The organism is Sinorhizobium prairiense, from assembly GCF_029201645.2.
Classification (GTDB): domain Bacteria; phylum Pseudomonadota; class Alphaproteobacteria; order Rhizobiales; family Rhizobiaceae; genus Sinorhizobium; species Sinorhizobium meliloti_A.
In genome coordinates this window covers 479,503-493,685 of record NZ_CP104131.1, presented here as the reverse complement: position 1 = coordinate 493,685, position 14,183 = coordinate 479,503, and the positions used below count along the sequence as shown (strand labels likewise).

Sequence of the window (14,183 nt, the reverse complement as noted above, 5' to 3'; positions counted from 1 at the left end):
CTTTTGCGTCAGTTGCGCGGCGCTGCAGGGCGGGCATTTCGGTTGAGCACAATATCGATCCGACCGAGCGTTTCCAAAAGGGGGACGACGCGAACAGATTGTTCTCCGATTAAGAACGATCTGGCAGATCAGCCGCGTTTCAAGTCCATGAGATAAGTATTCTCCGCCCGGGAAATGGCAAATGCCTGCGGGTCGATTTCGGCGAAGATCAGGGTTTCATCCGCGGAACCGGCCTTTGCCAGTGCCTGGCCATCCGGTGACGCTATCAGCGAGAGTCCCGCAAAGGAAAACATGTCATCCGAACCGCAGTGATTGACATAGGCGACGAAGAGCTGGTTCTCGAAGGCCCGCGTCCGGATCATATGGTCGGTGATGAAAGTGCCGGACCATCCGGCCGGGAGGGCCGTCGGCACCAGCACCGCATCGGCACCCGCAAGCGCCAGGCGACGGACGTTTTCGGGGAATTCGACGTCGTAGCAGATCAGCATGCCGCAAGTGACGCCGCGATGTTTGAACAGGCGTGTCGAGGGCTCCGCCGGCGTGAAGAGCGAACGCTCGTAATCGCCATAGAGATGCGACTTCCGATAGACAATCGGGGTGGCATCCGCGTCGACATGGACGGCGCTGTTGTAAATGGCGTCCGCGTCCTGCTCCGCGAATCCGGCAACGATGGCGATGCCGGTTTGCAGCGAGATGCGCCCCAATTCTCGAACGATCGGCCCATCCGCCGGCTCCGCGAGCCTGCGGATGGCTTCCCCGCGCCGTAGCCGGTGATTGCGAGTTCGGGGGCGACGAGCAGGCTCGCCCCCTTCCCGCAAGCCGCGATCGCCGCCCGCTCGATGCGGGCGAGATTGGCGGCAACGTCGCCGCCAATGCTCTTCATCTGCAGGGCAGCGAACTTCATCATTTTCCGTCCGACGACATGGCGCCGAGCAGCTTCGGCAGGTCTCCGAAGCGGGCGACGAGGCTGAAGATGACCGCGGCCGTCGTGACGAAGAGGATCGTCACGGAAGCCATGGTGGGCGTATAGCCGTAGCGAAGCGCGTTGAAGATCTTGATCGGCAGCGTCTCCATCGTGAAGCCGACGGTCATGTAGGCGACGATATACTCATTGAGCGACAGCACGAAGGCGAAGGCATAGCCGGAAACGATATAGGGCAGGATCAACGGCAGAACGACGGTGCGGAAGACCGTGCGGTCGTCCGCGCCCATCGTCGAGGCCGCCTCGACCAGCGAGCGGTCGATCGAGGTGAAGCCGAGAGACAGCGTGACGAGCGGCAGGGTCACGAAGAAGATCGCGTGGCTGACGACGGCGGTCCAGGGCTGGCCGTAAAAGCCGGCCGTCGCCCAGAAGGTGAGCAGGCCGAGCGCGGTGATGACCGGCGGCAGCGTGAAGGGCGCGACCCCCAGAAGCTGGAAGACGTTCGCCCATGGCGCGACGCGCCGCCACAGGAACCAGGCAAGCGGCAGCGCGATCGCGACCGCAAGTACGGCGGAAAGGAGCGCCAGCGTCACCGAGGCAAAAAGCGCGCTGCGCCATTCGGGGTTCAGGAAGATTTCCCCGTACCAGGATGTGGAGAAACCCTGGGGGAAAGGCGAGCGTCTGCTTGGCGTTGACCGAGACGCCGGCGACGACGATCAGCGGCAAAGCGAGAAAGAGCCCGATCAGCGAGAAGTAGACCTTGCGGAAAATGGTGCTCATGCCGCCTCTCCCTTCCGTCCCGCGATGACCGTTAGAGCCACCAGCCCAAGCGTCACCAGGACGAGAAACACCGCCATCGCCGCGGCGAAGGGCATGTTGGACTGATAGATCGCCTGATCGGTGATGAGCACCGACAACGTCCAGTGCTGCGGCCGGCCGAGGAGTTGCGGCAGGAGATAGGAGCCGAGCGCGAAGATGAAGACCATGATCAGCGTCGCGGTGATCGTGTTTCTCAGCGCCGGAACGACGACGGTGAAGAAGGCCCTGAGCGGCGAGGCACCGAGTGTGCGGGCGGCTTCCGTCAGTGTCGGGTCGAGGCGCACGAGCGCGGGGAAAAGCACGAGCACGGTATAGGGAAAGGCCTGATAGACCATGCCGGTCAGCACAGCGGCAAAACTCGGCGTGAGCGCCTTCGCCTCACCCATGAGCCCGAGCGCCACGAGGATGTTGGTGATGCCGGCCGTGCGCGAGAAAGGGTGGACCATGCAAAACCGATGATGACTTCGGAGAGAGAAGCACGGAGAGCAGAGCGACGAGCCACACGACCTGCACCCGGCGCGCCATACGCGTGAGCAGATAGGTGAAGGGCAGCGCCAAGACCACGCAGCACGCGGCGACCGCGATCGCCAGCATCAAGGAAAAGCCGAGCACGCCGCCGAAGAAGGCTGAGAGGAAGCGGGCATAATTGTCGTAGACGAAGGCCGGCGTATAGAAGCCGCCCTGCTGGCGCTGAAAGAAACTGACTGCGATCATCGTGCCGAAGGGCACCACGAAGAAGATCGTCAGCATTCCCGCAGGGAAGAGGATCGGCAGGTAATCACCGAAGGTTCGGGGCGGTTCGCGTCTCATCTGGCGAGCACCACACAGACATCCGGCGTGAGAGCGACGCCGACCTGTTGGCCGACCGTCACCTGCGGCCGGGCGCGCGGCGTCGAGACCGCGACGATCTGCCGGCCGGCGACATCGACGAATGTCTCGATCGTGCCCCCGAGGTCGCGCACGAAGGTCACGGTGCCGGAAAGCGCTCCGGTACCCGGCGCGGTCAGGTGCACGTCTTCCGGGCGGATCGAAAGCATCGCCTTCGCCGCACCCGGCGGCAACTGCAGGCCCGGCACGGGCTGGCCGAGCACCGTCACGCGGCCCGAAGTGTCCGCCTCCGCTTCGATCAGATTGGTCTGCCCGATAAAGTCGGCGACGAAGCTGTCGGCCGGCCGGCGGTAGATCTCGATCGGCGAGGCAGCCTGCCGGATCTCGCCGCCGTTCATGACCACGACCGTATCGGCCATGGTCATCGCCTCGCGCTGGTCGTGAGTGACGACGATGGTGGTGATGCCGAGCTTCTGCTGCAACTGCCTGAGCTCGACCTGCATCGCCTCGCGCAGCTTGGCGTCGAGCGCCGACAGGGGCTCGTCGAGCAGGAAGAGCTTCGGCGAAATCGCCAGCGCCCGGGCTATCGCCACGCGCTGGCGCTGGCCGCCGGAGAGCTTCGAGACCGGCCGGTCGGCATAGCCCGACAGGTGGATCATCGAAAGCAGCTCGTCGACCCGTTTTCTCTGGTCGTCCTTGGGCGCGCCGCGGATGCGCAGCGGATAGGCGATATTCTCGCCGACGGTCAGGTGGGGGAACAGCGCCAGCGACTGGAACACCATGCCGAGATTGCGTTTATGCGTCGGAACCCGGGTGATGTCCTCGCCGTCGAGCCCTATGGAGCCCGAGGTCGGCAGGTCCAGACCTGCGATCATGCGCAAGAGCGTGGTCTTGCCGCAGCCCGACGGCCCGAGCATGCAGACGAATGTGCCGTGCGGCACCATCAAGTCGACATCGTTGACGGCCCTGAACGACCCGAATTCCTTGACGACGTTTTGAAGGGCAAGTCCCGACATATGTTCCCCGTTTCGCGCCTCATGCGCGGATGTCACCGGCCACGTCAGACGCTGCCGCGGTGACACTTTCGAAATATCAAATCAGCTTATCCCCAAACCGCTTCCGGTTTAAGGTCGCGCAATACGCTGCGCCGCCCCGGGATACCGAGGCGGCGGCTCATGGCCGGCCTCAGCCGACGATCAGTTCCGTCCACTTCTGGTTCAGCCAATCCGACTTCGTCTGGTAGAGATCGTAGCGCGGAACGATCGGCTCGATGTCCGAGGAGACGGCAGCGAATTCCTTATCGGTCAGATCGGTGGACTCGCGTTTGACCGTCGGCGAGGTGCCGACCTTGCGCGAGAGCGTCGCCTGAACCGCAGGCTGGCACATGTAGTCGATGAAGATGTGGGCTTCCTCGACCCTCTGCGACGCGCGCGAAAGCGCCCAGCAGCCGGAATCCTGGATGCCGCCCTCCTTGGGGAAGGTGGAACGCACCGGATGACCATCCGCCGCGGCAAGCCCCGTCACGTCGTGATAATATTGCCCCATCGGGATTTCGCCCGACTTCAGCGCCTGTTCGAACTGCGCTTCGTCGCGGTACCAGAGACGGACGTTCGGCTTCACTTCGGCGAGCTTTTCGAACGCTTTGAGAACCCCCTCTTCCGTGTCGAGCGCATTGGTGCCGCCCATGAAGGTCTTGGCTGTCACTTCGAGCAGGAAGGAGTTGGAGACCAGCGCCAGGAGGCCGAGCTTGTCGGCATTCGCCGGATCCCAGAACGCCTGCCACGAGGTCGGCGCCTCCTTGTAGACGTCGGTATTGGTCACCAGCGTGATGTACCAGGAAACGGCGCCGATGCCGGCGATGCGGCCGTCCGGATATTTGTTGACGAAGCGGTCGAGCAGGTTCGAGCCGTTCTTGATCTTGGCCATGTCGATCGGCGTCCAGAGGTCGGTCGCCTGCCCTTTGAGCATTGCCACCTGAGACATCATGGAAACGTCGGCGGGCGCCTGGCCGGCGCGGGCGGCCTGTTCGAGCTGGACGAGCCATGCCTCGCCGGTGGGCTCGGCGACGGATTCGATCGCGATGCCGGTCGCCTTGGTGAATTCGGGGAAGATGTTCTTGTCGAATGAGTCCTTGAAGTAGCCGCCATAGACGCCAACCTTCAGCGACTTGTCCTGCGCCCTCAGCACCGCCGGCATCGCCAGCATCGACGCGCCGGCAAGCCCCGCACCGAGCAGCGTGCGGCGCTTGATGGAATTGATGATCATCGCATGTCTCCTTTGTTTTTGGCGGATTGCGCCGCGTTCCCTTGTTCTAGTTGATTCCCTGCGCCCTTTGTCCCCGCTTCGCTTCAGCAAGGAAAATGATCTGGCAATAGATTATCGTGATCCGCTCGTGCCCGCCATGCGCATCGATTTCGGATCGTTCATCCGCGCATCAGCCCTTGCCGGCAACGGCCGGACTGAAGACCATCAGGCTCAGGATCTCGAAGAGCACCTGGGCGCCGGCATGGGCCGTATTGGTGGTCGTGTCGTATTGCGGCGCCACCTCGACGACGTCGCCGCCGACGAGATTGACGCCCTTCAGCCCGCGGATCAACTCCAGCACCTCACGCGTCGTAAGGCCTCCGACCTCCGGCGTACCGGTGCCCGGCGCGAAGCTCGGGTCGAGGCTGTCGACGTCGAAGGAGAGATAGGTCGGACCGTCGCCGACGATCTTCTTCGCCTTTTCGATGATGGCCGGAATACCCAGTCCGGTGACCTCCTCCGCATGAACGACCGTCATGCCGGACTCGTAGGAGAACTCCCACAGATATTCCGCCGAGCCGCGGATGCCGATCTGGATGACGCGGGTCGGGTCGAGCACGCCGTCGAGGACGGTGTTGCGGAACGGGCCGCCATGGTGGAACTTGGTCAGGTCAAAGGCGCCGCCAGTGTCGCAATGCGCGTCGATATGGATCATGCCGACCGGCTGCTTCTTGCCCACGGCCTTGAGGATCGGATGCGTGATCGAATGGTCGCCGCCGACGGAGAGCGGCACGACGCCCGCATCGACGATCTGGTTGATCCGCTTCTCGATGTCCTCGTGGCTGATTTCGAGCCGATAGCGGCTGCGGAAGGGAACATCGCCGATATCGGCGACCCTGAGATCGTGCACCGGTGCGCAGCCGAGCACGTGATTATAGGGCCCGATCCGCTCGATCGCGCGCAGCGCCCGTGGTCCGAAGCGCGATCCCGGGCGATTGGTGACGCCGAGGTCCATGGGAACGCCGATCATCGCCACCTGAAGATTGCCGAAATCGGGCTCATCGGCATCGACCGGCATGTGAGGTGCGGTCAGGAATGTCGGAATGCCGGAATAGGGCGCCAGCCGCGTGCCGCTCTTCGTGAAAATCTTGTCCGCGACCTTGCGGAAGGTCGGATCGAAGAGCTCGCCGCCATGGCTCTCGCCATATTTCGCCTTCAATGCGTTGAGCTTCTGTTCATCCCAAGCCATGCGCCGGACCTCCGTATCGTTCGGCCGGGGCTGGCACATGATGCACCGCAAGTCACGACTTGCGGTGTGCCGATCTGAAGCGGCGCAATCAGGTTCCCCGGCTTTTGCCTTTGTTGCGCATATTCAGGAGACAATTCTTCTGGAAAAGCAATTGACATTGTTATAGCGTTTGATGTGAGAAAAATTCACATAGATGCCGCCTCTCCGGAGCTTCTTCTTGTCGAGCCGCCTGCCTCCGCTGAATCCGCTGCGCGCCTTCGAGGCAACCGCCCGGCGCGGCTCCGTTTCCGCTGCGGCGCGTGAGCTCAATGTCACCCACGGCGCGGTAAGCCATCAGATCCGCGCGCTCGAACTCTCCTTCAACGCGCCCCTTTTCGAGCGGGGCGGCAAGCGGCTGAAGCTGACCCCGCAGGGCGCGCTGCTCCTGCCTGCGGTGACGCATGCCTTCGCCGAGATCGCCGCGGCAACGGCGGCGATGACGCGGCCCGCGACGAGCGGGGAACTCACCGTCACCTGCGTCCCGGCACTGCTCTCCTTCTGGATGATTCCGCGCCTGCACCTCTTTACCGAGCAGTTCCCCGATGTCCAGTTGCGGCTGATCGCCACCAATGACGAGGCGAACCTCGATTCCCCGGACGTCGACGTCTGCCTGCTCTATGGCGACGGCAACTGGCAGGACTGCTGGTCGAGGCTCTGGAGCCGGCTCGAGCTTTTCCCGGTCGTCAGCCCGACGCTCCTCAACATGCGGCCGCTGCGCTCCATCCGGGACATCCGCGACCACGTGATGCTGCATGGCGACGACGGCCGCGAGTGGAACACCTGGCTCGCCGCAGCCGACGCGATCGATTTCCAGCGCGGCCGCCAGCATTTCATGAGCGATGCGCGGCTTTCGACCGAGGCGGCCCTCCACAATCAGGGCGTTGCGCTCGGCGATACGATCACCGCCGGCAGCCTGATCGCCCGCGGCGAGCTGATTGCCCCTTTCGACCTGACGGTTCCGGCCAACGACGCCTTTTTCGTCGCCTGCCGTAATGAAGTTCGCGCCGCGCCGATCGTCCGCGTTTTCATCGACTGGCTGTTTGCCGCTCTCGAAAGCGATCCGATGCCGGAGCTGCAGATGTCCGCCCGCACGATCATCCGCAGCCGCATGTCGAAGCCGGAAGATGCCGGCCGCAAGACAACACCGAAGAGCCTTCAACCCCGTTCGCCGCCGCGCAACCGGCGTCCGGAACGTCCGCAGAGGCGCAAAATCAAATCATGATGCGGGGCTGAGAATCCCGTCCGCTTCAACAACAGGAAATCCGCCATGCCGCATTTCAATCCCCTCGTCGAAAAGCTCTCGCCGCCGCCGATACCCTCGGTGCTCGCGTGGGCGAAGGCCTATGACGGGGCAAAAGGTCCCCTGATCGACCTCTCCCAAGCCGTGCCCGGCTATCCCGCTCATCCCGACATGCTGAAATGGCTGGGCGAAGCCGCGGCGTCGGCGGCCTACACGGGCTACGGAGCGATCGAGGGTGAAGCGGAACTGCGCCAGGCCTATGCCGAGCACGTGGCGTCGCTCTATGGCGCGGCGGTCGCCGCCGGCAACGTCCACATCACCTCAGGCTGCAACCAGGCCTTCATCTGTGCCGCGATGGCCGTTGCCGGGGCCGGCGATACGGTGCTGATGACCAATCCCTATTACTTCAACCAGGAGACCACGCTGGCGATGCTGGGGATCGATGTCGAGCTTGCGCCGCTCGATGCGGGCGCCGGGTTCCTGCCCGAGGTCGAGACCATCGCCTCTGCCTTGCGGCCGGGCATCCGGGCACTCGCGCTCGTTTCGCCCAACAATCCCACGGGAGCGGTCTACCCGCCCCAACTGCTGCAGCGCATCTACGACCTCTGCCGCGCGAACGGAACCTGGCTCATTCTGGACGAAACCTATCGCGACTTCCTGCCGGATGCGGCCGCCGCGCCGCACGGCCTGCTTCGAACCCCGGGCTGGGAGGACGGTTTCATCGGTCTTTACAGTTTCTCGAAGTCCTTCTGCATTCCGGGCCATCGTCTCGGCGCGATCACCGCCGGACCGCAGGTGGTCGAGCAGGTCGCCAAGATCATGGACAATCTCCAGATCTGCGCCCCGCGTTCCCCCAGGCGGCCGTCGCGAGAGCGATACCGGCGCTTGCCGACTGGCGGCTTGCCAACCGCGCCGAAATCGCCGCCCGCGCCGAGGCGCTGAGGACGATCATGACCCGGCTGCCGCAATGGAACCTTCAGGCAGTGGGCGCCTATTTTGCCTATATCCGCCACCCCTTCCCCGATATCGAGTTCGCAATTCGTCGCCGAGAAGCTGGCGAAGCTCGCCGGCGTCCTCTGCTTGCCCGGCGATTATTTCGGCGAGGGTCAGGAGAACTACCTGCGCTTCGCCTTCGCCAATGCGGACGTGGCTACGATCCTCAAGCTCGAAGAGCGCCTCGCGCGATTCGAGCTGCCGGGTATCTGAGTGGCTCAGCCGCGGCGGGCGATCAGGATGCCGATCAGCACGATCGCGCCGCCGATCGCCTGCATGGCGCCCACCGGCTCGCTCAGCAGAACCCAGGCGAGCAGCGCAGCCACGACCGGCTGCAGGAGCAGCGTCAGCGAAGAAAAGGCCGGCGGCAAAAAAGCGAGCGCATAGGTGATCGCCACCTGTCCGCCGGCGTGGCTCACGAAGGCAAGTCCGAAGAGCATGGCCCAGCCGAAGGCGCTCGTCGGGAAAAGCGACGGCTCGGCCAACAGGGCCATCGGCAGCATGCAAACGGCTGCCGATGCGGTGCTCCAGATCATGATCCGGTTGGTGCTGAAGCGGCTTCGCAGACGCCCGATCGCGAGAATGTAGCCGGCATAGAACGCGGCCGCGACGATGGCGATCCCATCGCCGGCGAGATCGCCGCCGCCGAGTGCCGTCGGACCGCCTTTCAGGACCACTACGCCGGCGATCGCCGTGGCGAGGCCGCCCAGGAAGATGCCGCTGACCGCCGAGCGGAACAGAGCCCATCCGGCAAGCGTCACGAAGACCGGCGCCAGATTGGCAAGCAGCGTCGCATTGGCGACCGAGGTCATGGTGAGCGCAAGGTGCCAGGCTGCGAGATCGATGGCCAGAAATACGCCCGGCAGGACAAGTTGAGCGTAATCGGACAGGCGCTGCGGGGGCTTGTCCGCGGCTGTGCCGCCGCGCAGCCGTGACCAGGCCAGCAGCGGAATCAGCGCCAGCGCGACACGCCAGAAGGCAGTGGCCATCGGCCCCACTTCCGAGAGCCGCACGAAGATCGGCGATCCGCCGATGGCGGCACCGCCGATGATGAGCGCGGCCATGGCAAGTCTGTTACGGGGAGCGGCGGAACTGGCGGCTTGGGTCACGGCGATGTCCGATGGCTGGGAAGCGCGCGCAGAACCGGCGCGCGGCAAGCCAGCTATCAGAATCCCGCCGCAAACGACAGCCGAATTCGCCCGATAGGCGAAAAACGACCACACGCGAAAACGTGCGGCCGTGGGAGAAACGACCGGTCAGGCTGCGTCCGGCAGGTGAACCGTTTTCACCTCCAGGAAGTCCTCGAGCCCGAACATCCCGCCTTCCCGGCCGTTGCCGGACTGCTTGTAGCCGCCGAAGGGGCTTCCGTAGCGGTGCGGACCGCCGTTGATGTGCACCATGCCGGCGCGGAGACGCGATGCCACCCGCTCCGCCCTTTCGCGGTCGCGCGTCTGGACATAGGCCGCGAGGCCGTATTTCGTGTCGTTGGCGATCGCGATCGCCTCCTCTTCCGTATCGAAGGGAATGATCGAAAGCACCGGTCCGAACACTTCCTCGCGCGCGATTCGCATGGAATTGTCGACATCGGCGAAGATCGTCGGCTGGACGAAATATCCGGTCTCGAAGCCTTCCGGCTTGCCGGGGCCGCCGGCCAGGAGCGTCGCGCCCTCGGCAACGCCCGCTTCGATCAGCGCCTGCACCCGCTCGAACTGAATATGGCTGACGAGCGGGCCGATATGGGAGCCATCCTTCGTCGGATCGCCGACCCTCGCCTCCATGCCGACGCGCCTGGCGATTTCCACGACCTCGTCATAGGCGCTGCGCTCGACGAGCATACGTGTCGGGGCATCACAGGACTGGCCGGAATTGTTGAAGCATTCGAGAATGCTGGCGGTCACCCGCTCCTCGATATCGGCATCGGCAAAGACGATGTTCGGCGACTTTCCGCCGAGTTCGAGCGTGACGCGCTTGACCGTATCGGCGGCGTCCTTGCTGACGGCGATACCCGCCCGCGTCGAACCGGTGAAGGACATCATGTCGATGTCCTTGTGCTTCGACAGCGCCGCCCCGGCATGAATGCCGTCACCATTGACGAGGTTGAAGACGCCGGCCGGAAAGCCCGCCTCTTCGATCATCTCGGCGTAGAGCATGGCGTTCAGCGGCGTGAATTCGCTGGGTTTCAGGACGCAGGTGCAGCCGGTCGCAAGCGCCGGGACGACCTTGAGCGCGATCTGGTTGACCGGCCAGTTCCACGGCGTGATAAGACCGCAGACGCCGATCGGCTCACGCAGGAGCGTGTCGCCGTTCGGCAGCTTTTCCTTGAGTTTCAGGCGCTTCAGGGCATCGATGAAGCCCTGAAGATGGCCGACGCCCACATCCGCCTGCTGCTCGCGGCTCATCGTTCTCGGCGCACCGAGTTCGGCCGTGATGGTGTCGGCCATTTCATCGTAACGCCGCTTGTAGATCGCGAGCAGCTTTTCGAGCAGCGCCAGCCGTTCCTCGACGCTCGTCCGGCTATAGCTTGCGAATGCCTTCTTGGCGGCTGCAACCGCCCGGTCGACGTCGGCAGCGGTGCCGAGCGAGATAACCGCTATCGGCTTCTCGGTCGCCGGATTGAGCACCAGAAGATCGTTCTGCGTGGCCGGCTCAACCCATTTGCCGTCGATGTAGAATTTCCGTTTGTCGAGCATTCGCTCCTCCATCCCGTCTGATTTCCGCCGGCAAGGCTACGACGGCGGCTGCACGCGGACAAGGGCGGAAAAGCGGAAGGGAGCGTGTCGGGAAACGGCACCGGCCGATGAACGGCTGCAGATGCATGAGCACCTGCAGCCGTTGCGAAATCAGAACGCGCCGATGAGGAGCGCGCAGATGAAAGTGAAGGCTGCAGCCACCGCGATGGCCTGGGTAAAGTGTCTGGCAATCGGACGACGGCCTGGTCGAGCCCGGTAGACGGTATAGCGGGATTGGGTCATCGCCTTGGTCGCGTTCATTATGTCTCTCCGCTGTTGGGGCGTGGCCTGTAGCCGTTGTTCTCCTATATTCTTGATCGAATTCCTAGATAATTTTTTCCCACGGATCAAACGAGAAATGAAAAATTCGTTTAACCGGCCTGCCGGGCAGTGCGGAAGGTCTCCGATGCCCAGAAGCGATCGCCCCGGCTACCAGCCGACGGCGTCCTTGAGCATGTACCACCACGATCCGACAGTCGAATACTGCGCGCGGAACATCCGTCCGCCGGGGAATGGATACCAGGGCAGCTTCGCGAAGACATCGAAGCGCGCCGCGTCCCCGTCGATCGCTTCGGCAAGAGTGCGGCCGAAAAGGTGGGAGCCCGTCACGCCATGACCGCTATAGCCATGGGCGAAATAGGTATTGCTGCCGATCCGCCCCATTTGCGGCACGCGCGTGAAGGAGAGTGCGAAGTTGCCGCTCCAGGCATAGTCGATCTTCACGCCCTTGAGCCGCGGAAAGACCTTTTCGAGATTTGGCCTGAGCTTTGCCACGACATCCGCCGGGTCGGTACCGCCATAGACGGTGCCGCCGCCGAAAATCATCCGCTTGTCGGCGGACAGCCGGAAATAGTCGAGAATGTAGCGAACGTCCTCCACGCACATGTCGCTCGGGATCAGCGAATGGGCAAGCTCCTCGCCGAGCGGCGCGGTGGTGATCATCTGGGTCGAAACGGGCATGACGCGGGTGGCGAGCTTCGGCACGGCATCGCCAAGATAGGCGTTGCCGCAAAGCACGACGATCCGGGCGGAAACCTCGCCCCTCTCGGTATGGACGGTCGGCCGGGCCGATTCGTGGTCGACACGGGTCACCGGTGACATCTCGTAGATCACGCCGCCGAGGCTCTCCAGGGCGCGTGCCTCGCCGAGCACCAGATTGAGCGGATGCATATGGCCGCCGGTGGTGTCGAGCATGCCGCCGCAATAGGCCTCGGAATCGACGAGCTTGCGCAGCGCCTCGCGGTCGAGAAGCTGATGATCGTCCATTCCGTGTTTGCGCCAGAGCGCCTGCTTGGCCTCGAGCTCCTTCATGTGGGCTCCGGTATAGGCGGCATAGATATTGCCGGGCTTCAGATCGCACTCGATCCGATACTCGCTGACGAGCCGGCGAATGATCCGTCCGCCTTCCTGCACAAGGCCGCCGATGAAGCGGGCGGCATCCTCGCCGTAACGGCGCTCGATCGTCGCCAGGCCGGCATTGAGGCCGTTGACGATCTGGCCGCCGTTGCGTCCGGAGGCGCCCCAGCCCACCTGCGCGCCCTCGACCACGGTGACCTTGTAGCCCTTTTCGGCAAGATGAATGGCCGTGGACAGGCCCGAATACCCCGCGCCGACGATGCAGATGTCGGTTTCGATCCGGCCTTCCAGCATGACCGGATTGCGGATGATGTTGCGCGAGGCGGCGTAATAGCTCGTCGGGTAGCTGCCGTCCCCGGCGTAGGATTTCTGCTTCCGTGCCATCAGACGATTTCCAGATAGGCGCTGAATTCGTAATCCGTGACCTGCTCGGCGAAGCCGGCGATCTCCTGGCGCTTGCAGGCGATCAGCATGGAGCGAAGCACGGGATCGAAGATCTCGGCGGCGATCGGTCCGGCCTCGAAGGCGTCGACCGCCTGCCCCCAATCGGCAGGAATTTTGGGCAATTTCTCCGTCGCATAGGCTCGTCCCTCGACGGGCGCCGGCGGCTTCCATTTGTTGCGGATGCCTACGAGCGCCGCGCCGAGGATCGCGGCGATGACGAGATAGGGATTGGCGTCGGCGCCCGCGACGCGGTGCTCGATCCGCCGCGCCGCCGGATTGCCGCCCGGAATGCGGATTGCCGAGGTGCGGTTCTCGTAACCCCAGGAAATCGAGGTCGGCGCATGCGTGTCGGGCCGCAGCCGCCGGTAGGAATTGAAGTGCGGGGCGAACATGAGCGTCGTCTCGGCCATGCCGCGCAGGAGGCCGGCCACCGCATGCTTGAGCACGGCCGATCCCTCGTCGCTGCCGTCGTCGAAGACGTTGTCGCCTTCCTCGTCGAGCAGGCTGAAATGGATGTGCATGCCGTTGCCGGAACGGGTGCCGTAGGGTTTGGCCATGAAGGTCGCCGCGAGCCCGTGCTTGCGGGCGACCCCCTTGACGATGCGCTTGAAGAAGATCGCGTCATCCGCCGCCTTCAGCGGATCGTCGCTGTGCAGCAGATTGATCTCGAACTGGCCGATGCCGTTTTCGGCTATCGCCGCATCGGCCGGCACGTTCTGCCGCGCGCACTCCCTGTAGACGTCGGAGAAGAACTCGCCGAAATCGTCGAGCTCGTCGATCGAAAGGATCGCGTCGGAATCGAGCCGCTTGCCGGTATAGGGCGAGATCGGCGGGACGGCGCTGTCCGGCTCGGGATCGATGAGATAGAATTCCAGCTCCGTCGCCACCACCGGGCGCAGCCCCAGTTCGCGATATTCGCGCATGATCGCCGCGAGCGCCTGGCGCGGATCGGCAAGAAAGGGCCTGCCGTTCTCGACGAACAGCCAGAGCGGAACCAGCGCGCTCGGCCGCGACGTCCAGTTGACCGGCAGGGCCCCTCGCCCCGTGACGCCGCAGATGCCGTCGCGGTCGCCGGTCGCAAAGACCTGCGCGCTGCCGATGATGTCCTCACCCCAGACGTCGACGCCTACGATCGAGAGCGGCATGCGGATGCCGCCGCCGAGCACCTTCCTGGCCTGCTCCACCGGCACCCGCTTGCCGCGCATGATGCCGTTCAGGTCGCAAATCACCGCCTGGATACTTTCTATCGGGCCGTTCTGCTCAAGCCAGGACTGGAACACTTCCGGGTCGTCCGCATCGATTGACATATCGTATTTCTTT

9 protein-coding genes and 4 pseudogenes are annotated in these 14,183 nt (G+C 64.0%); 2 read left to right on the top strand and 11 right to left on the bottom strand.

Going from position 1 to position 14,183, the window contains the following annotated elements; genetic code table 11:
• Positions 1 to 128 precede the first annotated feature (128 nt).
• From N0Q91_RS04985 to speB, 6 genes and pseudogenes are all read right to left on the bottom strand, one after another.
• A pseudogene (locus N0Q91_RS04985) lies at positions 129 to 907 on the bottom strand (carbon-nitrogen hydrolase family protein).
• Positions 904 to 1,702: pseudogene (locus N0Q91_RS04980) on the bottom strand (ABC transporter permease). Before N0Q91_RS04980 ends, N0Q91_RS04985 begins: the two co-directional pseudogenes overlap by 4 nt.
• Positions 1,699 to 2,551: pseudogene (locus N0Q91_RS04975) on the bottom strand (ABC transporter permease). Before N0Q91_RS04975 ends, N0Q91_RS04980 begins: the two co-directional pseudogenes overlap by 4 nt.
• The gene (locus N0Q91_RS04970; protein ID WP_275597480.1) at positions 2,548 to 3,585 is read right to left on the bottom strand and encodes an ABC transporter ATP-binding protein; all 1,038 of its coding nucleotides are present in this window, start codon (positions 3,583 to 3,585) and stop codon (positions 2,548 to 2,550) included. Before N0Q91_RS04970 ends, N0Q91_RS04975 begins: the two are co-directional and overlap by 4 nt.
• A gap of 169 nt (positions 3,586 to 3,754) precedes the next feature.
• A complete protein-coding gene (locus tag N0Q91_RS04965; RefSeq protein WP_275597479.1) occupies positions 3,755 to 4,834 on the bottom strand; it encodes an ABC transporter substrate-binding protein in 1,080 nt (359 codons plus the stop codon).
• A gap of 169 nt (positions 4,835 to 5,003) precedes the next feature.
• Complete coding sequence (speB, locus tag N0Q91_RS04960) at positions 5,004 to 6,062, bottom strand: agmatinase (RefSeq protein ID WP_275597478.1); 1,059 nt, start codon at positions 6,060 to 6,062, stop codon at positions 5,004 to 5,006.
• A gap of 193 nt (positions 6,063 to 6,255) precedes the next feature.
• Here speB and N0Q91_RS04955 point away from each other — a divergent pair, with 193 nt between their 5' ends.
• Both N0Q91_RS04955 and N0Q91_RS04950 read left to right on the top strand, forming a co-directional pair.
• Positions 6,256 to 7,323 (top strand): LysR substrate-binding domain-containing protein, encoded by a 1,068-nt coding sequence (locus tag N0Q91_RS04955; protein ID WP_275597477.1) that lies wholly within the window; start codon positions 6,256 to 6,258, stop codon positions 7,321 to 7,323.
• A gap of 45 nt (positions 7,324 to 7,368) precedes the next feature.
• A pseudogene (locus N0Q91_RS04950) lies at positions 7,369 to 8,547 on the top strand (aminotransferase).
• Positions 8,548 to 8,552: 5 nt separating this feature from the next.
• On the opposite strand, the gene N0Q91_RS04945 reads toward N0Q91_RS04950, so the two are convergent.
• The 5 genes from N0Q91_RS04945 to N0Q91_RS04925 all read right to left on the bottom strand — a co-directional run bounded on the left by N0Q91_RS04945 (position 8,553) and on the right by N0Q91_RS04925 (position 14,170).
• A complete protein-coding gene (locus N0Q91_RS04945; protein ID WP_375341872.1) occupies positions 8,553 to 9,443 on the bottom strand; it encodes a DMT family transporter in 891 nt (296 codons plus the stop codon).
• A 147-nt stretch (positions 9,444 to 9,590) separates the two neighbouring features.
• On the bottom strand, positions 9,591 to 11,024 hold the full coding sequence (locus N0Q91_RS04940; RefSeq protein ID WP_275597476.1) for an aldehyde dehydrogenase family protein: 1,434 nt from the start codon (positions 11,022 to 11,024) through the stop codon (positions 9,591 to 9,593).
• 150 nt (positions 11,025 to 11,174) lie between these two features.
• The gene (locus N0Q91_RS04935) at positions 11,175 to 11,324 is read right to left on the bottom strand and encodes a hypothetical protein (protein ID WP_275597475.1); all 150 of its coding nucleotides are present in this window, start codon (positions 11,322 to 11,324) and stop codon (positions 11,175 to 11,177) included.
• Positions 11,325 to 11,492: 168 nt separating this feature from the next.
• Complete coding sequence (locus tag N0Q91_RS04930; protein WP_275598089.1) at positions 11,493 to 12,806, bottom strand: NAD(P)/FAD-dependent oxidoreductase; 1,314 nt, start codon at positions 12,804 to 12,806, stop codon at positions 11,493 to 11,495.
• Entirely contained in the window at positions 12,803 to 14,170 is a 1,368-nt protein-coding gene (locus N0Q91_RS04925; protein WP_275597474.1) for a glutamine synthetase family protein, read from the bottom strand. The genes N0Q91_RS04930 and N0Q91_RS04925 overlap by 4 nt, the downstream gene beginning before the upstream one ends.
• Positions 14,171 to 14,183 lie beyond the last annotated feature (13 nt).

Coding starts and splice junctions, on each gene's coding strand:
- N0Q91_RS04970 (WP_275597480.1), bottom strand. CDS start 3,585: ATGTCGGGACTTGCCCTTCAAAACGTCGTCAAGGAATTCGGGTCGTTC.
- N0Q91_RS04965 (WP_275597479.1), bottom strand. CDS start 4,834: ATGATCATCAATTCCATCAAGCGCCGCACGCTGCTCGGTGCGGGGCTT.
- speB (WP_275597478.1), bottom strand. CDS start 6,062: ATGGCTTGGGATGAACAGAAGCTCAACGCATTGAAGGCGAAATATGGC.
- N0Q91_RS04955 (WP_275597477.1), top strand. CDS start 6,256: ATGCCGCCTCTCCGGAGCTTCTTCTTGTCGAGCCGCCTGCCTCCGCTG.
- N0Q91_RS04940 (WP_275597476.1), bottom strand. CDS start 11,024: ATGCTCGACAAACGGAAATTCTACATCGACGGCAAATGGGTTGAGCCG.
- N0Q91_RS04935 (WP_275597475.1), bottom strand. CDS start 11,324: ATGAACGCGACCAAGGCGATGACCCAATCCCGCTATACCGTCTACCGG.
- N0Q91_RS04925 (WP_275597474.1), bottom strand. CDS start 14,170: ATGTCAATCGATGCGGACGACCCGGAAGTGTTCCAGTCCTGGCTTGAG.